Annotated in this window: 23 protein-coding genes; 11 read left to right on the top strand and 12 right to left on the bottom strand. The window is 37.1% G+C overall.

The window, feature by feature from the left end; translation table 11 throughout:
* Positions 1-2 precede the first annotated feature (2 nt).
* Both AY601_RS26200 and AY601_RS09120 read left to right on the top strand, forming a co-directional pair.
* The gene (locus AY601_RS26200; RefSeq protein WP_257722238.1) at positions 3-137 is read left to right on the top strand and encodes a hypothetical protein; all 135 of its coding nucleotides are present in this window, start codon (positions 3-5) and stop codon (positions 135-137) included.
* 273 nt (positions 138-410) lie between these two features.
* Positions 411-1,397 (top strand): acyltransferase family protein, encoded by a 987-nt coding sequence (locus AY601_RS09120; protein ID WP_068399588.1) that lies wholly within the window; start codon positions 411-413, stop codon positions 1,395-1,397.
* Between the two features lie 8 nt (positions 1,398-1,405).
* Here AY601_RS09120 and AY601_RS09125 read toward each other — a convergent pair whose 3' ends face one another.
* The 7 genes from AY601_RS09125 to AY601_RS09155 all read right to left on the bottom strand — a co-directional run bounded on the left by AY601_RS09125 (position 1,406) and on the right by AY601_RS09155 (position 11,016).
* Entirely contained in the window at positions 1,406-1,672 is a 267-nt protein-coding gene (locus AY601_RS09125) for a thioesterase II family protein (protein ID WP_198163655.1), read from the bottom strand.
* 573 nt (positions 1,673-2,245) lie between these two features.
* Complete coding sequence (locus AY601_RS26030; RefSeq protein ID WP_232324722.1) at positions 2,246-3,616, bottom strand: TolC family protein; 1,371 nt, start codon at positions 3,614-3,616, stop codon at positions 2,246-2,248.
* Positions 3,617-3,699: 83 nt separating this feature from the next.
* Positions 3,700-6,846, bottom strand: a complete 3,147-nt coding sequence (locus AY601_RS09135; RefSeq protein WP_068399594.1) for an efflux RND transporter permease subunit — start codon at positions 6,844-6,846, stop codon at positions 3,700-3,702.
* Positions 6,847-6,922: 76 nt separating this feature from the next.
* Positions 6,923-8,041: an efflux RND transporter periplasmic adaptor subunit gene (locus AY601_RS09140; RefSeq protein WP_068399597.1), complete on the bottom strand. Its 1,119-nt coding sequence runs from the start codon at positions 8,039-8,041 to the stop codon at positions 6,923-6,925.
* 194 nt (positions 8,042-8,235) lie between these two features.
* Positions 8,236-8,637 (bottom strand): hypothetical protein, encoded by a 402-nt coding sequence (locus AY601_RS09145; RefSeq protein ID WP_068399601.1) that lies wholly within the window; start codon positions 8,635-8,637, stop codon positions 8,236-8,238.
* Positions 8,627-8,812: a MarR family transcriptional regulator gene (locus AY601_RS09150; RefSeq protein WP_068399604.1), complete on the bottom strand. Its 186-nt coding sequence runs from the start codon at positions 8,810-8,812 to the stop codon at positions 8,627-8,629. Before AY601_RS09150 ends, AY601_RS09145 begins: the two co-directional genes overlap by 11 nt.
* Positions 8,809-11,016, bottom strand: a complete 2,208-nt coding sequence (locus tag AY601_RS09155; RefSeq protein WP_068399607.1) for a PAS domain S-box protein — start codon at positions 11,014-11,016, stop codon at positions 8,809-8,811. Before AY601_RS09155 ends, AY601_RS09150 begins: the two co-directional genes overlap by 4 nt.
* 532 nt (positions 11,017-11,548) lie before the next feature.
* On the opposite strand from AY601_RS09155, the gene AY601_RS09160 reads away from it, so the two are divergent.
* Both AY601_RS09160 and AY601_RS09165 read left to right on the top strand, forming a co-directional pair.
* Positions 11,549-12,931, top strand: a complete 1,383-nt coding sequence (locus AY601_RS09160; RefSeq protein WP_068399610.1) for a PAS domain-containing protein — start codon at positions 11,549-11,551, stop codon at positions 12,929-12,931.
* A 16-nt stretch (positions 12,932-12,947) separates the two neighbouring features.
* Positions 12,948-13,436, top strand: coding sequence for a DUF4385 domain-containing protein (locus tag AY601_RS09165; RefSeq protein ID WP_068399613.1), 489 nt, complete (start codon positions 12,948-12,950; stop codon positions 13,434-13,436).
* Here AY601_RS09165 and AY601_RS09170 read toward each other — a convergent pair.
* Positions 13,433-13,726 (bottom strand): hypothetical protein, encoded by a 294-nt coding sequence (locus AY601_RS09170; RefSeq protein ID WP_068407351.1) that lies wholly within the window; start codon positions 13,724-13,726, stop codon positions 13,433-13,435. The genes AY601_RS09165 and AY601_RS09170 overlap by 4 nt on opposite strands.
* Positions 13,727-13,954: 228 nt before the next feature.
* Between AY601_RS09170 and AY601_RS26205 the strand changes: the two genes are divergently transcribed.
* From AY601_RS26205 to AY601_RS09190, 4 genes are all read left to right on the top strand, one after another.
* Positions 13,955-15,289, top strand: coding sequence for a hypothetical protein (locus AY601_RS26205; protein ID WP_068399616.1), 1,335 nt, complete (start codon positions 13,955-13,957; stop codon positions 15,287-15,289).
* 98 nt (positions 15,290-15,387) lie between these two features.
* Positions 15,388-15,684, top strand: a complete 297-nt coding sequence (locus tag AY601_RS26040; RefSeq protein ID WP_232324723.1) for a hypothetical protein — start codon at positions 15,388-15,390, stop codon at positions 15,682-15,684.
* Positions 15,685-15,720: 36 nt separating this feature from the next.
* Positions 15,721-15,975 (top strand): hypothetical protein, encoded by a 255-nt coding sequence (locus AY601_RS09185; protein ID WP_068399620.1) that lies wholly within the window; start codon positions 15,721-15,723, stop codon positions 15,973-15,975.
* 154 nt (positions 15,976-16,129) lie between these two features.
* The gene (locus AY601_RS09190) at positions 16,130-16,393 is read left to right on the top strand and encodes a hypothetical protein (RefSeq protein ID WP_068399623.1); all 264 of its coding nucleotides are present in this window, start codon (positions 16,130-16,132) and stop codon (positions 16,391-16,393) included.
* Positions 16,394-16,607: 214 nt separating this feature from the next.
* On the opposite strand, the gene AY601_RS09195 is transcribed toward AY601_RS09190, so the two are convergent.
* Both AY601_RS09195 and AY601_RS09200 read right to left on the bottom strand, forming a co-directional pair.
* The gene (locus AY601_RS09195) at positions 16,608-17,354 is read right to left on the bottom strand and encodes an SDR family NAD(P)-dependent oxidoreductase (RefSeq protein ID WP_068399626.1); all 747 of its coding nucleotides are present in this window, start codon (positions 17,352-17,354) and stop codon (positions 16,608-16,610) included.
* 18 nt (positions 17,355-17,372) lie between these two features.
* Entirely contained in the window at positions 17,373-18,125 is a 753-nt protein-coding gene (locus AY601_RS09200) for an SDR family NAD(P)-dependent oxidoreductase (protein WP_068399629.1), read from the bottom strand.
* A gap of 133 nt (positions 18,126-18,258) precedes the next feature.
* On the opposite strand from AY601_RS09200, the gene AY601_RS09205 reads away from it, so the two are divergent.
* The 3 genes from AY601_RS09205 to AY601_RS09215 all read left to right on the top strand — a co-directional run bounded on the left by AY601_RS09205 (position 18,259) and on the right by AY601_RS09215 (position 19,526).
* Positions 18,259-18,621 carry a winged helix-turn-helix transcriptional regulator gene (locus AY601_RS09205; RefSeq protein ID WP_232324724.1) on the top strand — a complete coding sequence of 121 codons (363 nt, stop codon included), beginning with the start codon at positions 18,259-18,261 and terminating at the stop codon, positions 18,619-18,621.
* Positions 18,622-18,740: 119 nt separating this feature from the next.
* Positions 18,741-18,968, top strand: a complete 228-nt coding sequence (locus AY601_RS09210; protein ID WP_198163657.1) for a hypothetical protein — start codon at positions 18,741-18,743, stop codon at positions 18,966-18,968.
* Between the two features lie 87 nt (positions 18,969-19,055).
* Positions 19,056-19,526, top strand: coding sequence for a hypothetical protein (locus AY601_RS09215; protein ID WP_068399638.1), 471 nt, complete (start codon positions 19,056-19,058; stop codon positions 19,524-19,526).
* A gap of 11 nt (positions 19,527-19,537) precedes the next feature.
* Here AY601_RS09215 and AY601_RS09220 read toward each other — a convergent pair whose 3' ends face one another.
* Both AY601_RS09220 and AY601_RS09225 read right to left on the bottom strand, forming a co-directional pair.
* On the bottom strand, positions 19,538-20,104 hold the full coding sequence (locus AY601_RS09220; RefSeq protein WP_068399641.1) for a PAS domain-containing protein: 567 nt from the start codon (positions 20,102-20,104) through the stop codon (positions 19,538-19,540).
* Positions 20,105-20,453: 349 nt separating this feature from the next.
* On the bottom strand, positions 20,454-21,062 hold the full coding sequence (locus AY601_RS09225; protein ID WP_068399644.1) for a hypothetical protein: 609 nt from the start codon (positions 21,060-21,062) through the stop codon (positions 20,454-20,456).
* Positions 21,063-21,130: the final 68 nt, after the last annotated feature.

Below are 21,130 nucleotides of genomic sequence, written 5' to 3' on the forward strand. Positions count from 1 at the left end.
GATTGAAAATTGACAGTAATGGAAATCCTTACATCAATTTAAACAATGGAATGAACTTTGAAGCAGCGATATTAGCCACACTTGCCGCAGGCGAATCAATAGAATTCACTGTGTTTGGCGCAAACTACGATGCGTAATGAACAATAATGGCGATGGGTTATCACCCAGTTTACGGCCTCAATTAGGTGTAGCGTGGAATAGGGCGTTACCCGCCCCTTTTGGTTTTGACAATGGAGTACAAGGATTGGGAGTTTACAGAAGCTCAAAAAGCAGAAATCACAAATTTAGGCGGGCAATGGTTTCAAAGTGCTGATGCGTTTCTATTGTGGATGCAGGGATAATAGTTCAAAATTTTTCTTCATTATCGTGCTAAATATGCACATTTGATTGAACTGTCTTATTTTTTAAGAATGCGCATAAAACAAATTGATATACTGCGAGGAATAGCAGCTCTCTTAGTTACTATTTTTCATTTGACTGGAAGTGCCGGTTTGTCAAAAGCAACGGCATCGTATGGTTCTTATGGTTGGCTTGGAGTACAAATATTCTTTGTAATAAGTGGTTTTGTACTCCCTTATAGCATGTACAAGACCGGCTACAACATATCTAGTTTTGGTACATTTCTCATAAAAAGGATTGTAAGGGTATACCCTCCTTATCTCGTTGCAATAGCCATTGCAGTTGCAATGGCTATTGCAACGGGTAGAGAATTGTTATATGGAATCACTCTTTTGTCTCACTTTCTTTTTTTAAACGAGCTGCTTGGCCTGCATAGTTGGTCACCTGTATTTTGGACATTGTTTATCGAATTTCAATTTTATATTCTGATTGGAATTTTGTTCCCTATCGTGGTTTCTAACAACTATAAATCATTGGCATTCGTTTTTGTAATGTCAATTCTTTCTTTGCTGTTTTCACGGTCAATTGTAGTGTATTGGTTTCCCTTTTTTGGTTTAGGAATACTTATTTTCAATAAGTATTTTACCAACATGTCATTAAAGATGTTCTGGTTCGGTATAACTACACTGACAGTGTTAATTGCATATGTTCATGGAATATCACACGCAGTCGCAGGGTTGTCGGCAGTACTGTTTATACTCTTTGTTAAAGCTGACCAGGAAACATTCTTTAACCGAGCCTTATTTGGCCTTGGCAACATAAGTTACTCTTTGTATTTGGTTCATTGGGAACTTGGTAGGGCAGCTGTAAATATTTCTAGGCACCTTCCGTTTGTCGGCAGCAATGAAGTAATTAAAGTCCTAACCGGATTAGCATTCTCTATCATTTCAGCATACATATTTTATATACTTGTCGAGAAGCCGTCTGTTAGATATAGTTCAAGAATCAAGTATAACACTCGTTTAATTTCAATTAAAAGGGCGTTTAAACGAGCGTGATTTGTGGGTTAAAGCGCCGACAAGTTAACTAATAATGTCCCCATACTATGCCCATATAAAATATAATTTCCTTCTTTTATATGAGGCATGAGTTGATTCAAAAGATCATCTACCATTTGTTCAACTTTATCCAACAAACTTTCTTTAAAACGATTACCTCTTCCAGGAAGCTCCAAAGTAATCCAATCTAATTTTTTGGGAACATGCTTCTCAATACTATTAAAACTATATTTATTACCTCCTGCAAATGGGAGAGCTATTACCTTATTGTTCATTATCATTAAATTTAATAATTGTAGTATTTCGTAAAATTTCAAAAGATTTTAGTGTCGCATATACACCTCTCCCGCACCCTTGGTTACAGCTTCTTTATATTTTTTTAGTCACTTTGACTTATAATATATCAATATAAAGATTATGTAAGTTTAGCATTTATTTTAATTAATAACAAAATATAATTTCTTAACAATCAACACAATAGGCGTGTAAACAGAAAATTTACAGCTAAATGAACTTTAATGATAGGTTTTATTATCATTTGTTTAAGTAAATCCGTAGTTAATGAGTGTTTAAACCTTCGCTACAATTTTTGGTATTGCTTTAGATTGATATTGGTCAGCCGGATCATTTTTTTCTATCCATCCTTGGTCAACAAACATTTTAAGCAATAGCTCTCCTAATTTTCCTCCAATATGATTATAACAGGCTTTCGCAGGTTTCTTCTTTTATTTTATTTTTCATCTCCAGACTTTTTAATTCCACTATCAGACACAAATTATTTTAAAGGATAATACAATAAAATGATTGATGTCATTTATTAATAAAAAAAATCTTACCACCAACTAAGCTTATTCAGAAATATTTCCACCCAAAGCCCTGAAAAGGTTGATCAATGTGATATAGGAATCACGCTTTAAACCCACTTGCTCGATTTCCGAATTCAACATACTTCCTTGCGCAACAATCACTTCCAGGTAGGATGCATATCCGGCAAGATAAAGATCGTTGGCTGTTGACAATGCAGTTTTCAATTCCCCGACCTCGCTCGTTTTCAATTGGTAAGCACGCTTGTAATTATCAATTGCACTTAATTGGGTAGAAACTTCCTGGTATCCTTGTAGTACTGTTCGCTGATAATTGTAAAAAGCACTGAGCTGTGCTGCGTTTGCAATGCGGTTACCGTTCTTTAGTGCCCCTCTATTAAAGATCGGAGCTGTTAATCCACCTAATACACCAGAGGCCAAAGATCCCGGCGAAAACAAAAGGGGTAACTTAAAGGAATTTATTCCACTGTAGGCATCTAATGTGAATGAGGGCAACAAAGCTTTACGCGCCGCTTGAACATCTGCTTTCGCCGCTCTTAATTCCAGCTCGGCCTGTTTTATATCCGGTCGGTTCAAGATTACCCTAACAGGTATACCTGCGTAAATTTGATCAGGCAGCACCCTGGTAATCGAAGAACTATCCCTTTTGATTGGAGCAGGAAACCTTCCTAACAAGTTGTTTAGTTCATTTTCGGTCTTTACAATGGCTTGTGTAATTTGATATGAACTGCCTTGTGTAGCCATCATTTGTGCTTTGAACTGGCTAACAGCTAATGATGTAGCCCTCCCCCCTGCCATTTGAGCCTCAATAATTTCAACACCTTTTTTTTGAAGCGCAATATTCCGCTTTAAAATTTCGGCATGTTTATCCAGGGCAATCAATTCAAAGTACAACTGAGCAACCTGTGCGACCACCTGGGTACGGAGCCATTGCTGGCCCATTTTTGTAGCCAGGTAGCGCGAGTATGCAGCCTCTTTGCGCTTTGACAATTTCCCCCAGATATCAATCTCCCAGGAACTTCTAAAACCCATAAAGTAATCTGGTGTGGGAGTTGGAATTTGCTGATTGGTACTCACATTTGGCGAAAGGTTGGTGTCATAGTTCCCCACTCCATTCATCGTATATTTCCCAAACCTGTCCAGGCCTGCGGTTATACTCGTATTTAAACCTGGCAGCATACTGGCTTTTGCAAGTTTTAAATTTGCTTCTGCCACAATGATCTGTTGCATTTCGGATTTAAGTTCAAAGTTAGTATTCAGGGCGGTGTCAATTAATGAAACAAGTTCCCGATCAGTAAAGATCTCTTTCCAGTTCAACAGGTGCTCAGGTGAATTTTCAATGCGATTAAATGCACCGGGCATGGTCTGCATTTTGGGCATGACTACAGGTTCCATGCTCTTGCACCCCGTAAAAGCTATCAAGGTGGATAACAAAAGTATTTTATAGCAGAAGGTGGTATTTTTATAGCTTAATCTCATTACGCGTTTTCCTTATTATTTTCAATAACTAATTTTGGTTTCTTTTTACCTATTGACGCAAAAATTGCATATAGTCCTGGTATAATGATGACTCCGAAAAGTGTTCCGATCAGCATACCGCCTACCGCAGCAGTTCCTATGGAACGGTTACCTACAGCACCTGCACCAGTAGCAATACAAAGCGGTATCAACCCGGCAATAAATGCAAATGAGGTCATTAAAATTGGCCTTAGTCTGGATACAGCTCCGGCTTTTGCGGCCTCTGCTACTGTTGCGCCTTCTCTGCGCTTGAGCTCGGCAAACTCGATAATCAGGATTGCATTTTTTCCCAATAGCCCAATGAGCATGACCAGTGATACTTGTGCATAAATATTGTTTTCAAGCCCTGCGAGCTTTAAGGTGAAAAAGGCACCGGCTATACCTGCAGGAAGTGAGAGCAGCACCGGTAAGGGGAGTAGAAAACTTTCGTATTGTGCAGCGAGCAAAAGATAAACAAATATAAGACAGATGATAAAAATGTAAATTGCCTGGTTCCCCGAAAGGATCTGTTCCCGGGTCATTCCAGACCATTCGATGCTGAAGCCACGGGGAAGTTTTTCTTTGGCGGTAGCCTCAACTGCAGCAATGGCGTCACTACTGCTAAAATCGGCCGAAGCATCTCCATTGATCATCGCCGAAGTATACATATTGTAACGATTGATCTGCTCTGGTCCAAAAACTCTTTCCAGCTTTACAAATGTAGAATAAGGAATCATTTCACCCCTATCATTTTTAACGTGCAACCGTAAAAGATCATTAGGTTTGCTACGGTATTCCGGATAAGCCTGAAGCATTACCTTATACATTTGACCGAAACGGATAAAGTTAGTGGCATAATAACTACCTACTAAAGTTTGCAGTGTGCTCATTGCGTTGTCTATAGAAACACCTTTCTGTGCAGCCATATCCTGGTCAATATGTATCATATACTGCGGAAAATTTGGATCAAAACTCGTAAAGGCTCCTGAAATTGACGGATGACTTCGCAGCGCTTTTAAGAATTCATTGGTAACCTGGGCAGTTTTATTCAAGTCTTCACTCTTGTTCTTATCCAGGAGTCTCAGTTCAAATCCACTGGCATTTCCAAAACCAGGTACAGTTGGCGGGGCAAAAAATTCAATCGAGGCATCACTGATTCCCCTGGTTTTTTCTTTTAATGCTGAGATTACTTCCGTTACTGTTTCTTTTCGTTTATCCCATGGGGCCAGATTAATCATACCCATACCGTATGATGCTCCTGTTATATCACTCATCAGACTGTACCCCGCAAGTGTACTTACATTTTCTACCATTTTAAGGCTGCGCGTGCTTTGTTGTATCTGATCCAGTACTTTTTCTGTTCTTTCTACGGTTGATCCTGGTGGAGTGGTTACATTTACATAGATCATTCCCTGATCTTCTGTCGGAATAAATCCAGACGGCAGTATTTGACTTCCTGTCCAGGTAGCGATACAAAAGAAAAGGAACAGACAAATAGTAATAGGTTTACGTCCAATGATATAGCCTATAAGGTGACTAAACTTCTTTTCTGTTTGATCATATCCTTTGTTAAACAGTTTGAAGAATCTGCCCATCAGGCCCTTACCAGCAGTGTTTCCTTCCTGGTGTTTGAGCATAATTGCACATAAAGCTGGTGTTAACGTTAATGCATTAATTCCAGAAATGACAATGGCAATAGCTAGTGTAAGTGAAAACTGCCGGTAAAAAACACCCACAGGTCCTGACAGGAAGGCTACCGGAATAAATACAGCAGACATCACCATGGTAATAGCTATGATAGCACCACCAATTTCTTTCATTGCAGCAATAGTTGCCTCCATTGGCGGCAGGTGCTCTTCGCTCATTTTCACATGCACAGCCTCTACCACAACAATCGCATTATCCACCACAATACCGATTGCCAGAACAAGCGCAAACAGCGTAAGTATATTGATGGAGAAACCCAATATTTGTAAAAAGGCCAAAGTACTAATGAGCGCCACTGGTACTGCTAATGCAGGAATCAGGGTACTTCTGAAATCTTGTAAAAAGATATATACCACGATAAATACCAGGATAAAGGCCTCCACAAGTGTGCGGAGTACTTCATGAATACTGGCATCCAAAAAACGGGAAACATCGTAAGCAAAATTATATTCCATTCCTGGTGGAAAACTGGTACCTTTTAATTCGGCCATTTTCTCCTTGATATTGTCAATAACCTCACTGGCATTTGAGCCAGGCCTTTGTTTAATCATAATCGAGGCAGAAGGCTTGCCATCTGTTTTGGAGACCATATCATAACTTACGGTCCCGAATTCGATATCCGCTATATCTTTTAACCTAACTAAAGCACCATTTTTTTCAGCTTTTAAAACAAGGTTTTCATAGTCTTCCTTGCTGTTAAATTTTCCTGTATATTTTAAAACGTATTGTTTTACTTCAGTTCCTTTTCCAGAATTTTCACCGGCAACACCGGGTGCCGCTTCAATATTCTGTTTACGCATGGTGCTGATGACTTCATCTGCAGATATATTATGAGATAACATCCTGTCTGGCTTCAGCCATACCCTCATAGAATAATCTCTGGCACCCATAATATCTACAAAACCAACCCCATCTATGCGTTTTAGTTCTTGAAGAACATTGATATCTGCGAAATTGTAAATGAATTCCTCGCTCATATCTTTATCATTACTGGTCACATTCAGATAAAGCAACATACTGTTTACTTCCTTTTCTGTAGTTACACCCGCTTTGATAACTTCTTCTGGTAGTTCATCCAATACCGTAGTCACCCTGTTCTGCACGTTTACTGCAGCCTGGTCGGGATCTGTTCCAACATTAAAGAAAACTTGTATTAATGTTACGCCATTGTTGCTGCTTACAGAGTTCATGTAAGTCATTCCAGGAACACCATTGATGGCTTTTTCAAGCGGAGTAGCGACGGCTTTGGCACATACTTCTGCGTTTGCTCCATTGTAACTTGCTGTAACGACTACGGATGGCGGAACAATATCGGGGAATTGCGTAATGGGCAGCGAAAAAAATGCGAGCACACCCAGCAGAATTAAGGAGAGAGAGATAACCAGTGACAATACTGGCCTTCTAATAAATGTTTCAACCATTTTTCTTTAATTATAAAATGCAGCAGCTTACCCTGTGTTATACAAGGAAATTAGCCAGGATGATATGTTAGTTGTACTATTTTTTTGCGGAAAGGCTATTGGATTTATTAAATACCGGGGTAATGGTAACACCATCTTTGATATTCTGTATACCCTCGTAGACGATATTTTCGCCAGCTTTTAGTCCGCTGCTTACCACATAATATTCAGCAAGCTTCATTTTAGGTACAAAACTTTTCATTTTCACTGTATTCTTTTCATCAACCACAAACACGTAGTTTTTGTCCTGAATTTCAAAGACAGACTTTTGAGGTACTAATAGGCTGCCTTCCAGTTTAGATATCAATTGCACTTTACCAGAAGCACCGTGTTTGAGTATGCGATCTGGATTGGGAAACATTGCCCTGTAGGCAATTGAACCAGTGCTTCCAGAGAAACTGCTCTCCTGCGTTTGTATTTTGCCTTTGAGCGGATAAGTATTACCGTCTGAAAGTATCAGTGCAGTTTCTGCATGTGTAGAAAAATGTCCCTTACCGGTACGCATAAATTGAAGATATTCATTTTCTGAGATATCAAAATAGGCATACATATTACGGCTATCGGACAATGTTGTCAATAGTGCTCCTTCACTCACCAGACTACCAGTTTTTAAAGGTATACGGTCTATAACACCTTCAAATGGTGCGCGGACGGATAAATAGGAAAGTTTTTGCTTGGCATCATCAATGATTGACAAGGCTTCGCTCGCTTTAGCTTCAGCTTCTGCAAGGCGGGCCGTTCCCAGTGTCAGTTCTGATTTAGATATAACTTTTTTATCTACCAGAGTTTTAATCCGCCCGAGTTCGACCTCGGCAATCTTTACGGATGAATTAGCGCTGGCTAATTGTGATTTAGCCTGGCTTAGCTTAATCAAGTATTCTTTGTCGTTCATTTTAAAAAGCAGCTGTCCTTTTTTTACTTGCTGCCCTTCATCAACCAGTATTTGTTCAATAAAGCCTTGTACTCTGGCCCTGATTTCTATATTACGGACAGCCTGAATGTCTGCAACATAATTAAGTGCAAGAGCGGTATCAACTATTTTTAATTTGACAACAGGGATTTCCGTTAATTTCTCCTCCTTAGTTTTGGCGCTGTTAGTGGAGCATGCCTGGGTAACTACCATCACAAATATGATGAATATCCAATTTAATTTCATTAAGTATATATCGTTATTATAAGTACTGAAGCTTAGCTATGCGCCGGGCATATTTCATCCGCGATGCTATATCAAAGCTTCGTTTTTTCGTTTCTAAATTTCATACAAAGTACTGGGCCAGCCCTATAATTGTTATAGAGTGATTCAGTATACCTCCTGTTTTCAACAGGAGAAAGAATAATTTTAATGAGAATCTAGAAGACCGAAAGCCTGTATAGGAAAGATAGTTGCTCCGAAACGAAATAAGGAGATTCGTAATTCAGTTTAACAAATGAGTTCAGATACCGGATATACTGTAACTCTTTAACATAGGGAGAATGGTCGTCATTTCCCTCTATCAGATGTTTAAACTTTTTGCGATAGCTTGTAACTTTTCCTCTTACTGAGGAAGTAGTTTGACGCAGCAGGTCATTTTGATGGAAGAGTATATCTGCCGTGTTAAAACTTGACTGCAAAATCTCCGAACGCAGAGATATTTTTTTTGTGACCGTAGTTTTAAAATCACCAGTACTTATTACAAGCAAGAGCAGCGATGCAAGAAACCCAAGGCTCCACATTCTTGATTGTTTATACCTAAATATGATTTTAAAGTCCATAGATACTTAATCGTGTGTCGCAAATATACAATCCTTTGCCCCGCAAATATAATTTGAGTTGTAACAGACTTGTAACAGTAGCCAGATTATCTGTCGGGTGCTCCTGGCGGGTAATAAAATTCTTCCCTTCCAGTGTTCTCAATACCTTTGATACCATCATCTTAACAATAATCATTCTACAAAAGGTATAGTAAAATAAAACACACTCCCTATGCCTAAATTACTATTTACCCATATTTTCCCTCCATGCCTCAATACAAAATCAACTACAAGATTTAATCCAAGTCCTGTTCCTTTTTCTCCGTTTGTACCATAAGTAGTATAATTTGATTTACTGTTAAGGAGTTCCAAAACTTTCTCTGCTGGAACTCCAATCCCATTGTCAGCTACAGAAAAGAGCATATCATTTCCTTTTTTTAATACATTGATAGTTATTTCTCCTCCAGTATGTGAAAATTTGATAGCATTGGAGAGTAAATTTCTCACTATAGTTTCCAGCATTTCTTTATCTGCATAGATGCCCAGTCCTGGCTCTATTTGGTGTACTATCCGAATAGATTTCTTATTGGCCATTGGCAACACATTATGTGCTGATCTTTCTATAAGATTTGAAATATCAGCAATTTCCACAGGATGAAAACCAATCGCATTAAATTGCGACTTTGCCCAGATCAGCAGCCCTTCTAAAAGTTCATTTGCATTCGATAATTCTTGCTTGATCATAGAGAGATGCAGGTGAATATCATCAACTGAAATTAAATAAAGATCAGCTAGTGTCATTTCTAAAAGCTCCAGACTACTTGAAATTGGATTTCTAAGATCATGACCAATAATGGAAAGAAGCTTGTTCTTCTGCTCATTTGATGCAGTTAACTCCAAATTCAATGCTTTCAATGCATTCTCCTGAAACTTCCTGGCTGTTACATCTCTCATACTACCTTCAGTGCCAGCAATCCGGCCATCTTCTAAAATTAATCTGGCATTCACAGATACATATCTTAATTCCTTATCTGCTGTTTTTAGTCTAACCTCAAAATCGATTACTGTTCCATCATTTTTCAAACTATTGATAATCCTTGTTCTATCTTGAGGATAATAGTAAAAATCAGAAACAGGCTGACCAATAATGGCCTCTCTGGAAAAGCCGGAATATTGAAGAATTGACGGGCTGATTTCAGTTACTAATCCAGCTTGATCAGCTTGATAAAATACGTCTTGTACATTTTCAAATATAGAACGGTATTTCTTTTCGCTTTGCTTCAGGTCACCTTCAATTTCTTTTCTTTTCGTGATGTCTTCAATCTGTGATACATAATGAAGTGCCCTGCCCTGGCTATCTTTTAACATCGTTGCCGCAATTACGACCCAGATGATATCGCCATTTTTATGAATATACCGCTTTTCAACTTTAAGACTTTCGGTAACATTATTAGCAAGATCAATAAGTTTGGCAATACTTTCCGGTAAATCGTCCGGATGTGTAATATCCTGTATACACATAGACTGCAATTCTTGTTCAGTATATCCTGTTATCAGACATAAACTAGCATTAACACGTTTCCAGCATCCTTCAGGAGAGATTAAAGCCATCCCCACCAAAGAGTGTTCAAATGCCCGGCGAAATTGTTCTTCACTCTGGTACAGATTTTCTTCAAGTTGTTTATGTTTCGTTATATTAAAACAAACAGCTCCTACTAAACTCATATTTCCTGAAGAATCTAAAAAAGGAAATTTGAACGTCATAAAGTATTGAGGAAAACCATCCTGGTCACGAATAGTTTGTTGAAATTCTTTATTTTTCTTTGTTTTCAGGATTTCTGAGTTATTAAGGAACGCATCTGCTGCCACATCATAACCGAAAATGTCTCTTTTATTTTTACCTATTACTGTAGACGGAAGATGATGCGTATTTAAAAAATGTTTATTTGCATAGGTTAAAACATTAGCTGAATTAGTGATCCAGCAAAGACCAGGTATATAGTCCATAAAAACACGAAATTGTGCCTCTTGATGCTTACTGCTTTTTATTTCTGTAATATTTTCACAATATAAGACAAACCCTCCGCAGCCTGATGTACTTGCAGTCCATTGATTAATTTGCCATTTGATCCAGATCTTGCTTTGATCAGCAGGATCGATCCTCTTTGTTTCTCCCTGGTAATTAATACCAAGCAGACAATTATCAAAAATCTCCTGCCACTTGTGACTATTCACAGGGAATAGCTCACTATGCAATTTGCCAACGACTTGCACCCCTTCAAGCCCATTGATGACCAGCCATTGATTAGACACAGCCTGGAATCTCCTATCTAAGTCTAAAATAGCCATGGAGACCGGGCTATTGTTTAAAATATTATTTAAATCAGCGAAAGAAAGCATAATTTACAAATCAATTAATTTTTAATTAAAATTACATCTGGTCAATAATCTGAAAAGTTAAACATAAGCCTAAATTTATTTGAGATCGTTTATGATTTCAGATACTTAATAAGGCACTTAAGACCAAAAAAATAACATTTCAGAGATAAAAACTATATATTAAACAATATAACGCTTTAATTCTTTAGTGTTACATTATACCAACATACGTAAAAAATAGATTCTGGTTTGTTATTTAATATTTAAAACTTTTAATATATTATTTTTGTTAAATAACCAGAAAACGTCAGTTATTTCATTAAAAACGAAATACTATTATCATAACCAAATATCACACGAATTGTTGTTTTGATTAAAAATGATTAAACTTTCTTAAAAAAAAGGTTGTTTTTACTTAAAAACACAAACAATCAGTTTTCCGATACTAATTAGCTTATTATAGTATAGCTATACATTTAATATTCAATGCGCGTTCAGCTACTATTTTCCTATGCCTGTAAGCTTATTTATAAAAAATACTATTCAATAATTTATGGACTTTCGAAATAACCTTTATAAAGATACCTTCCAGCTGAGCCCACAGCCAATGTGGATTTATGATATCGACACCTTACGTTTTCTTGAAGTCAATGAAGCTGCTATACGCCATTATGGATATTCCAGAGAAGATTTTCTAAGCATGACTATCAAAGAAATAAGGCCAAAAGATACTATCCGTAAATTTGAGCTGGCTATGGAGAATGTTCACAGGTATAAAGAGCGTTTCACGAACAAACGCTATAAACACTTAAAAAAAAACGGGGATATTATTTCTGTCGAGATTAAGAGTAATCTATTTGAATTAGATGGAAGGTCCGTTGAACTTATAATCGCTACTGATATAACTTCACAGTTACAATATGAACAAGCAGCAAAAAGATTAGAAGAAACGCTGCTCCTCAGTGAAAACAGATTTAAAGCACTCGTACAAGCAGGATCAGATTTAACAGCTGTAATCGATATGGACGGAAAATATAAGTTTCTAAGTGAAAGCTGTATCAGTTTGCTTAAACTATATCCCGAAAAAATGACAGGTAAAATTGCCTATGATTATATACACCCCGAAGACCGGGAAAGAGTTAGAGAACAGATAAATTCTTTGCTTGAAGTTGAAAGGATTCACATAGAACCTTTTAGGTTCCTGAATGGCGATCATGAATGGCGATGGCTAACTACTACCGCAAGAAATATGCTAGGAGATCCCGCTATTTTAGGTATTGTGACAAATTCTACTGACGTAACTGAACTAATCAATAAAAATGAAGAACTAAAGCTAAGCAATGACAGGTATAAGTTAATGCTTAGAGCAGCAGATGAAGCTATCTGCGATTGGGATATTGAAAATGATATAGCTAATTGGAGTGTGGGTTTTAATGAAATTTTTGGTTATAATCTGGACGTTTATAATAATACATTATGGTCTGACAATATCTTTCCTGAGGATAAGGAACAAGCTTTAAAAGAGTTAAATGATGCAGTAAAAAATCCAGAAACAGAAGTGCTGCATTCTGAATACCGATTTTTTAAAGCAAATAGAGAAGTTGCTGTTATCCATTATAGAGGCATATTTCTGCGGGATAAAGACGGAAATGCAATTAGAGCTATTGGCTCTTACAGAGATATTACAGCTTATAAAGAGACCATCTCCCGGGTGCAAAGACAGACTATGCAATTGCAGGAAATTGCATGGACACAATCCCATAAAATCAGAGACTCTCTCGCGAAAATAATTGGATTAGTTGACTTGCTCAAGAATGAAGATTTTACCACCGATTCTCAAAAAGAGATTTTAAATTATTTAAATGAATCCGCAACTGAACTGGATAAAGGAATCAGAAATATAGTAAGTATCGCCTATACTTTAGATAAATCTTAATACCCGATTATTTAGCATGACCAGGCAACGAAAACCCACCTACCTTAATTTTGATAAGGAAAGCTATCCCTGGAAACCAGACATAGACTATCGGGAAAATCCGGAAGCCTACAGCGTGGGAAAAGGAGAACAAGGTGTATTAATCTGCGAACCCTACAAAGCAGAGATCGGAAGCCACTGGCGTTTTAAAACTCCAGAAATTGCGAGCAAGAGCAGTGAGGAAATATTTATCCTTTTCCAGGAATATATGAACAACAATGATTTCGTGGGCGCAGACATGGCCAGGAAATTCCTGCAAATGGGCTACACTCGTGCCAGACGTTATGCAAACTACAAAGGCGGAAAAAAATATGACAAGGAAAACGATTATGCCCAGCTGGAGCGCGGAACAGGGGAAACAGAAAAAGCAGCATCAGCAGCCATCTTTTATAAAAAATGGAAAGCTGCTGAAGCCGATATAAAATATGCTAAAATGAAGTCAGCATGGAAAAAAGAGCGGGGTTAACCGGCTTTCAAAGTCAAAAATTCCACCAGGTGCTGTTCCAGCAATTCGGTGTTATAAGTTCCCTCAGTTGTATGATCTGTGAGCTCCAAACTATTATCGCCTACGGTAACAGTATAAGCATTACCTTCAATAATTTCCGGGAAACTGATGTTGACAATGTCTGAGACATGAGCAAACTCAACTGCCAGGTTACTCCCCAATTTTTCATTTACATAAGCAGGAAATTCAGTTTTTAAAAGATCAAATAAGCTTTCAGAACTTAATGGTTGTACGTTGTTTATAGAAATCATATGTTTTTTTTCATAAGCATCCAATAATGGTGCCCCAAAATCCAAACAGCCATTTACCCTTTCATATGCAGCTAAAATGACCAGGTCTGCAAAAAGTGTATGATTTGAACGAATAACTGCCTAAAAGAATATTATCCGGTAATTAACAAAATTTAAATAGTCTCTTAAACTTTTTCGTCATTTGTTTATCTTAGTTTTAACGAAAACTAATTAGTCCGATCAATAACTATGAAATTTTTCATTACAGTCCTTCTCTCTTTAATTTGGTGTTTACCAGCAATTGCTCAATCTCCTGTGAGCAATGCAAAAACAGATACGCAAAAATATCTTCTTGAATATGATCCTGCTGTATTACGTATTGAAGGCAATTCGTTACCTATAGGTATTGTAGTACTAGCTGACAAAGGGCAAAAATCACAAACTAAGGGTTTTTTAAATGGCCTGGATGATTGGTCGAAATATAAAATAGAAGTAGATAGCGGCAATTATTCAAATGGAAAAATCAAAATAAAAGGTAGCAGAACAGCCTATAAAAAGGGAGATTCACTCACAGTTAATGTCTACACAAAAAAGTGGTTTTGGGGTGGGAAAGACAAATGGTTATTCATGCAGAAAATACCTTATAATTATGAAACAAACATCAATATTTTAACTGCAGGGAATTTTTCGAAAGCACCTGGCGATCACGTTCCGTTTGGTGTCCGGAAATTCTTTGATAACAAAATGTTTATTGACAAATGGGCCCCGGTTAAGAAGAATTTAAAAGATTTTGTTTTCCTGTTTAATGGTATTCATATTTCAAGATCAAAAGGTGATTTAAAAATTGATAACGACCCAACCAAAATTCAAAACAATAAAATACAGTTAATTACTTTATTAGCTAAAAACACCGCTATCACTGATACGCTGAATGTTTTACTGGATTATGTTGCAAATTATAAGTTCAATACGCGATCTAACGGAACAGGTTATGATTTAAATGTTATGGCAGATATTTATTATGATTCGGCTATTAATGCGCAATTGTTAAAAATTAAGATACAAAATCAGACTACGCATCAAATCTATAATTATTGGGTAAATACAAATGGAGGTTCGATTGCTATTTCAAGTAAAAGTGCTCATGGAAGCGATGGTTTAAATGGCTCGGATGGTGATTCAGGTACGTCGGGATCTCCTGGTACAGTTTCTTCTACTGTAGAGACAAAAACAAATACCGATGGAACAACTACCACTATTACCAATACAACAACTGGTCAGGGTGGAGATGGTGGAAATGGTCAGGATGGGGGAAATGGTCAGGACGGCGATGCAGGTGGTAACGGCGGAAACATTACTATTCATTATTCCCGCGATGTTACCCCCTATTTAAACTTGATTCAAGCATCTAGTATCCCGGGCAGAGGTGGGTCTGGTGGCAAGGCTGGCAAAGGCGGTGCGGGTGGAAGTGGAGGCATTGGAAATCCGAATGGAAATAATGGTTCAAATGGCAGAGATGGCCGCAATGGTTTCGATGGTTATAATGGACGGAAGGGAAATGTTACTTTTAAAATGACCGATTAGCTAAGGTAAAACTTGAGCTGGTTATAGCTGTATCTGTTAAGGGTTGTCTTTTAAATGAGGATTTAGGGAATTATGATTTTTTATAAATAGATAAAGCTATGGCAAAAAATAAATTACTGCGAATGGACAATCTCGGAATCGTTGTGGAATCGCTCGATGACACTATCTCTTTTTTCACAGAAATAGGCTTAAAACTCGAAGGCAGGGCTACGGTTGAAGGCGAATGGGCTGGTCGTGTTACCGGACTTGATTCTCAGTATGTAGAGATTGCGATGGGCAAAAGATGGACTTCTAATCGGCTTGGCGGTCTCCGTACCCCTATTTTGATAGGACTAACGCTTTTTGCATTTGGATTTTCAGGCCTGTTTACAGCTGGTATGCATACTTCTTTCTGACAGTTATCAATTCCATTCCTGCTTATTTCTTTAGGTATGGGCCTTGCTGTTCCTGCAATGACTACTGGTATTCTTTCCAGCGTTGACAAGACACTTTCAGGAACTGCCTCTGCAGCTTTGAATACGGTTAGACAAGCGGCTGGTGCAATTGTTGTTGCTATTTTTGGCGCTATTGCAGCAAATGGTGGAAGTGCGATTTTACATGCGATAACCGTAAGTATTATAGCTGCTATTGTGTGTACAATTCTTACTATTGTGCTCAGTCAGAAGTACCTTAAAAAGGGAATTTAATAGCCCCCTAACAGGATCCTGCAATATTAAAAAGAATCTATCGCAATGGGTGGATCGTTGCAATTGATCAGCTATTGATCACTTGTAGTGTTTGTGATTAATTTCCTGTCAATTTTGTATATTAGTTTTATCACACAAATTAAACTTAAATCTTATGAAGTATTCAATTGACATTAAATCAGTTACGATTGGTCTTTTTATCGCAACACTATTATTCGGCGCTTTTAGTTTTAAACAAGATGGTGCTGAACCAGTTGGAAGGTATCAGACAGCGGTAGGAGTAAATGGAGTGGTTATTTTAGACACTAAAACGGGTGCATATATTACCAACACTGACGCTACTAACAATGGATGGCGTAAGGGCAACTTTGCTCATACTTCTGAAATAGTTACCGCTACAAAAGATAAAAATCTTTAATCAAGGCAGAACATTATTAAGCCTGCTTGGTGAAACTAGTTTTACATTTTTAAGACTAGTTTCACTAATAGCTTATATTACTATAGAGAATTTTAATTAAAACCAGCAGAAAACAATAACCCCTCTCTATTTGCCTTAAAGAGGGGATTATATATTTAGTTATGCACTATGCTAAGATGTTCGGCAAGCATCTCTTTTTGATGTTGTTAAATAATTATAATAATCCACCTGAAACGGTAATTCTTTCACCGGTAACCCAACCAGCGTCTTCTGAGGCCAGAAAAACTGCGACTTTTGCAATATCTATTGGTAGCCCAATGCGCCCTAATGGTGTCAAAGCAAGAAATTGTTTTTCCATCTCACTACCAGGTCTCCCATCTGCGGTGGAACCCTCTGATTCTGTCATACCGGGAGCTATGGTGTTGACTCTTATATTTCGATGCCCAAGTTCTTTAGCCAGTGTTTTTGCCAGACTATCAACAGCAGCTTTAATAGCGCAATAAATCAATGTGCCTGGTATTGGGTTCAAACTTATAGTGGAACTTAAATTAATGATACTTCCTCCTTTTTCGCCAAACATAGCCACGGCTTGTTGTGCGCAAAACATATGCGCCATAAGACCGGTATTAATCTGTAATTGAAAGGTTTCTTCGCTGATGTCCTCTAATTTTTCATACCTCCACACACTTGCATTGTTGACCAGGATATCTAACCTGCCATAAGCTTTTTTAGTCTCCTCAAAGAGTCTGTTTATCTCAGAAATCTTTGAAATATCTGCTTGTATTGCAATAGCTGTTCCACCATTTTGGATAATCTCTTCGACAACTTTGTCTGCTGATTCTTTACTGGATGAATAATTCACCACTACTTTGGCACCTTCTTTTGCATATTCTTTAGCAATACCAGCGCCGATTCCTTTTGACGATCCTGTAATGACCGCAATTCTATCTTTTAATTTCATCTATTTTATTTAATTAATTTATAATTGTCCTCCAGAAACTTGAATTCTTTCTCCAGTTACCCATCCAGCATCATCTGACGCTAAGAAAACAGCAACTTTGGCAATGTCAAGGGGCTGTGCTATCCGCCCTAGTGGAATTTGCGCAAGAAGTTGCGCTTCCCACTCACCTCCTATAAAACCCTGTTCATGAGCACCTTCTGTTTCGGTTATACCAGGAGATATCGTATTGACTCTTATTTTTTTTGGACCCAACTCTTTCGCAAGTACTTTAGTTACGTTATCTATAGCTGCCTTTGTTGCAGCATAGATTAGTGTACCAGGCATGGGATTTATACTTACAGTAGAGCTTATGTTTATAATATTACCTCCATCTTTTTCCATTACCCCTGCAGCTTTTTGTACACAAAGAATAGCACCTATTAAATTGGTGTTGAGGTTAGCCTGTAAAAGTTCTACTGTAATAGCTTCGAGCATAACAATATCATAAATACCAGCGTTATTGACCAGGATGTCTACTTTCTCAAACGCTTGTATGGCTTCATTAAATAGCCTTTCAACGTCTGTCGCTTTTGATACATCAGCTTGCACGGCAATTGCTTTACCGCCAAGTGCCCTAATTTCATCAACAACTTTCGTAGCGCTGATTTTGTCCTTTGCATAGTTTACAACCACTTTCGCTCCTGCTAAGGCATAGGCTTTGGCGATGCCTGCGCCTATGCCTTTTGATGCTCCGGTTACTATAGCAACTTTATCTTTTAATTTCAATGTCATTTGATTAAACTTTAGTAGACTACAAAACTATATTGTATATACCTTTATGGAAAGTACCTACTTTTTAGTAGCCTAGCTACCAAAAAGTAAGTAATCTGATTATCAGTATATTAATATTATATAAATGGCAAAAATGACAAGAAAATGTTCTGATTCACCAACTTGTTCAGTGGATTATGCATTTAGAAGAATTGGTGGCAAATATAAAGGCAGGATCTTATGGTCTTTAAATGAGTATAAAGTTATACGGTTTGGAGAGTTAGGAAGGATTTTAGCAGATGTGACAACCAAAATGCTAACACAAACCTTAAGGGAGTTGGAAAAAGATGATTTAATTATCCGAAAAGTCTATCACCAGGTACCGCCTATGGTGGAATATTCTTTGTCGGAAACCGGATTGGAACTTATTCCTTTTATAACCTATTTAAAAGAATGGGGAGATAAGAAAATTGCAAAAGAGAAAGGTAAAATTGAAATAGCTTCACAACTGATCTGATTGCTGTACTGCCGCGGCATTGACACGATAGAACAGAAATTTAAGGAATTATATTTGGCTTCTGCCTACCCTATTTTACGCGCGAAGAAGCTATTCAGTTAATCGTAAATGTCTCAGATTTGCTAAAACCAGGTGGCGTTTTTTATCTGAGCACTATGGAGGAGGATGAGCACAACAAATCGAGATATCAAATAGCTGGTGCAGGGGATCAGGTGTATGTAAATTACCATCAGGAAGGTTATTTATCCAAAGTACTCCGGGAGAACAACTTTGAGATCATTAGTTTAAAGCGCTTTAGTTCTTTAGATACGATTATCGATCTGGTATGGATAGGGAGATTGAATTGAGTATGTTAGCACTGAAAAACAGATTTAAAGCTCAAATTAGAATTAACTAAACACGGATGTATATTCGTTTAAATAAGACATACTATCTTGAAAGAACAATATTTGACAGAAATTGAATTACCTGTTTGGGCTGACCCACAGGGTGATGTAATCCTTGAAAAATCAAGAGATTATTGTTATTTATATTTTGACTGTTGGTTAGAAAAAGAACTATGGATTAATGAAGAAGTTACCTGGGCCGATTATATTGGAAAGATTACTTTTAATAATGCCTGGGCGGTCAAGTCTCTTGACATTGAATTTTATGATATATATCCGAAAGAAGAATCGATATATAAATCTTCAATTTGTAGAGTTGAAAATTCATTATGGTTAGAAGAAATGACTATGAAAAGGTCAAAAACCTATAAGGAATGGCTTTCTTGGGACGAAAGAATTTATAAACATTTTCACTTCTCCGGACACGATAATTATTTTGACATTATTGCAGAAAATTATAAAGTTGAAAAAATCCTGAAAAAAGACATTAAACATTATGAAAATCTATGGACACAATGACTAAACACAAATTATTTATAAAGTTCTTTGATAACCTCATCCAGGTTGATTGCACTTTGAACAATCATCTTTGCGGCATCTTTCATATCACCAATTTCGGTACTGGTTTGCATTATTTTGCCAAGTCCAATTAAATTTGCGACATGCCGTCTTACTGAATGAGAGTGACTTATTTTCACCTGCTGGAGTTCGCTGGTAATTTTCATCAGTTCTGTGATATCATGACCAATACAATAAATTCCGGCAGGAACCCCTGTATCATCAAAAACAGCCTTGTACTCCCAGCGTGTAATAATGAACCCACCATGTCCATCATATTTACGAATAGTTGCCGGAAAAACCGAATCAGGATTTTTAAAGGCCATTTCTGAAACAATTTGACAGGTTTGCTGATCATCAGGATGCATAGTTATGGCATAGTTCTTACCGACAAGATCTCCATGGATAGGTTTGAAAATGTCTGCATAACGTCTATTTATATAGCTATAGTTAGAATTCATATCTACCGCTATAAGATAATAGGTCCCTGAATCTCCCAATAGAGATTTAATAACTTCAAATTGTTGATTACCGGTCATTTATATAAATAATATAGTCAGCTATCACAAGTAAGCAAACAGATTACTGCCATTGCCCAGTTTATAATACCATCATTTCCTTAAATATACATTACAAATGAATAGATTATTTAGTTTTCACATAAAAACTATCTGGCTTATTCAGAAGTATTCAGAATTTCAGTTTTCCAGGATTTCAGATTAAAGTGAATGCTTATCCTGATTTACCTATTCGTAGTGAGATATATAATTTTGCACTTATCAATCGCGCGAAAATGGCATTGCGACCACCTGACAAATCTACGGGAAATTTCGTAAAAGTAGTACAGCGGATTTCTGTGAAAATAAAAATCACTTTATCTAAAGATGCTTATTTAAGTACTTCCGGATACATCATATTATAATATTCCTTAATGGATATAACCTTAGGATCAGTGCTATTCTCCATCCGTGTTCCTCTTTTTACAAAAATAAAATTGGTAGTAAAAAAGTTTCTATTACTCTTATCATTCGAGATTCCCTGATACATAAAAATCCATGCATTTAGAGTGGGTATATCCCAAAAAAAAGATTCGCCATTTCCTTGTGTGTTTCTTCGCTCGTAATTTGGATATGTCTTTTTTAAATAGCTGACAATGGACTTCGTTTCTTCTTGATTAACAGAAGCATAGTTAAATCCTAAGTAGTTTGGTTTATCCTTATCGGCAACAAACAAAGACAAATTATTATAATCTGCAAGGTTTCCATCAGGAAAAGAATAGGTACTGAGTTTAATGCCGCCCAGCACATAATTATCTGGTTTATTTGTAGTATAATTTCTCAATCCAAGATTACGGTCCTGATCCTTTTTCAATTGCTTATCTCCCTGAAAAATGCTTAATACATTTTCATCAAATTTTAATGCTAAAAGATCAGTTCTTGTCTGTGATTTACAAGAGATCACAGTAATTCCTATCAGAAGTAAAAGAAAATATTTCATAGAATTATTTTTTATGATTACCAAATGACTGGTTAATAAGTTCAATTCATATAATCAAATATAATATT

The sequence above is a fragment of the Pedobacter cryoconitis genome (assembly GCF_001590605.1).
GTDB classification, from domain to species: domain Bacteria; phylum Bacteroidota; class Bacteroidia; order Sphingobacteriales; family Sphingobacteriaceae; genus Pedobacter; species Pedobacter cryoconitis_A.

What these genes read in the sequence shown, in the direction of transcription:
- AY601_RS09125 (WP_198163655.1), bottom strand. Translation starts at nt 1,672, where the DNA reads ATGAACAATAAGGTAATAGCTCTCCCATTTGCAGGAGGTAATAAATAT.
- AY601_RS09225 (WP_068399644.1), bottom strand. Translation starts at nt 21,062, where the DNA reads ATGAAATATTTTCTTTTACTTCTGATAGGAATTACTGTGATCTCTTGT.
- AY601_RS09170 (WP_068407351.1), bottom strand. Translation starts at nt 13,726, where the DNA reads ATGATTTCTATAAACAACGTACAACCATTAAGTTCTGAAAGCTTATTT.
- AY601_RS09185 (WP_068399620.1), top strand. Translation starts at nt 15,721, where the DNA reads ATGGGCCTTGCTGTTCCTGCAATGACTACTGGTATTCTTTCCAGCGTT.
- AY601_RS09155 (WP_068399607.1), bottom strand. Translation starts at nt 11,016, where the DNA reads ATGCTTTCTTTCGCTGATTTAAATAATATTTTAAACAATAGCCCGGTC.
- AY601_RS09140 (WP_068399597.1), bottom strand. Translation starts at nt 8,041, where the DNA reads ATGAAATTAAATTGGATATTCATCATATTTGTGATGGTAGTTACCCAG.
- AY601_RS09135 (WP_068399594.1), bottom strand. Translation starts at nt 6,846, where the DNA reads ATGGTTGAAACATTTATTAGAAGGCCAGTATTGTCACTGGTTATCTCT.
- AY601_RS09160 (WP_068399610.1), top strand. Translation starts at nt 11,549, where the DNA reads ATGGACTTTCGAAATAACCTTTATAAAGATACCTTCCAGCTGAGCCCA.
- AY601_RS26205 (WP_068399616.1), top strand. Translation starts at nt 13,955, where the DNA reads ATGAAATTTTTCATTACAGTCCTTCTCTCTTTAATTTGGTGTTTACCA.
- AY601_RS09205 (WP_232324724.1), top strand. Translation starts at nt 18,259, where the DNA reads ATGACAAGAAAATGTTCTGATTCACCAACTTGTTCAGTGGATTATGCA.
- AY601_RS09220 (WP_068399641.1), bottom strand. Translation starts at nt 20,104, where the DNA reads ATGACCGGTAATCAACAATTTGAAGTTATTAAATCTCTATTGGGAGAT.
- AY601_RS09165 (WP_068399613.1), top strand. Translation starts at nt 12,948, where the DNA reads ATGACCAGGCAACGAAAACCCACCTACCTTAATTTTGATAAGGAAAGC.
- AY601_RS09145 (WP_068399601.1), bottom strand. Translation starts at nt 8,637, where the DNA reads ATGGACTTTAAAATCATATTTAGGTATAAACAATCAAGAATGTGGAGC.
- AY601_RS09190 (WP_068399623.1), top strand. Translation starts at nt 16,130, where the DNA reads ATGAAGTATTCAATTGACATTAAATCAGTTACGATTGGTCTTTTTATC.
- AY601_RS26030 (WP_232324722.1), bottom strand. Translation starts at nt 3,616, where the DNA reads ATGGAACCTGTAGTCATGCCCAAAATGCAGACCATGCCCGGTGCATTT.
- AY601_RS09195 (WP_068399626.1), bottom strand. Translation starts at nt 17,354, where the DNA reads ATGAAATTAAAAGATAGAATTGCGGTCATTACAGGATCGTCAAAAGGA.
- AY601_RS09120 (WP_068399588.1), top strand. Translation starts at nt 411, where the DNA reads ATGCGCATAAAACAAATTGATATACTGCGAGGAATAGCAGCTCTCTTA.
- AY601_RS09200 (WP_068399629.1), bottom strand. Translation starts at nt 18,125, where the DNA reads ATGACATTGAAATTAAAAGATAAAGTTGCTATAGTAACCGGAGCATCA.
- AY601_RS09150 (WP_068399604.1), bottom strand. Translation starts at nt 8,812, where the DNA reads ATGATTATTGTTAAGATGATGGTATCAAAGGTATTGAGAACACTGGAA.
- AY601_RS26040 (WP_232324723.1), top strand. Translation starts at nt 15,388, where the DNA reads ATGGCAAAAAATAAATTACTGCGAATGGACAATCTCGGAATCGTTGTG.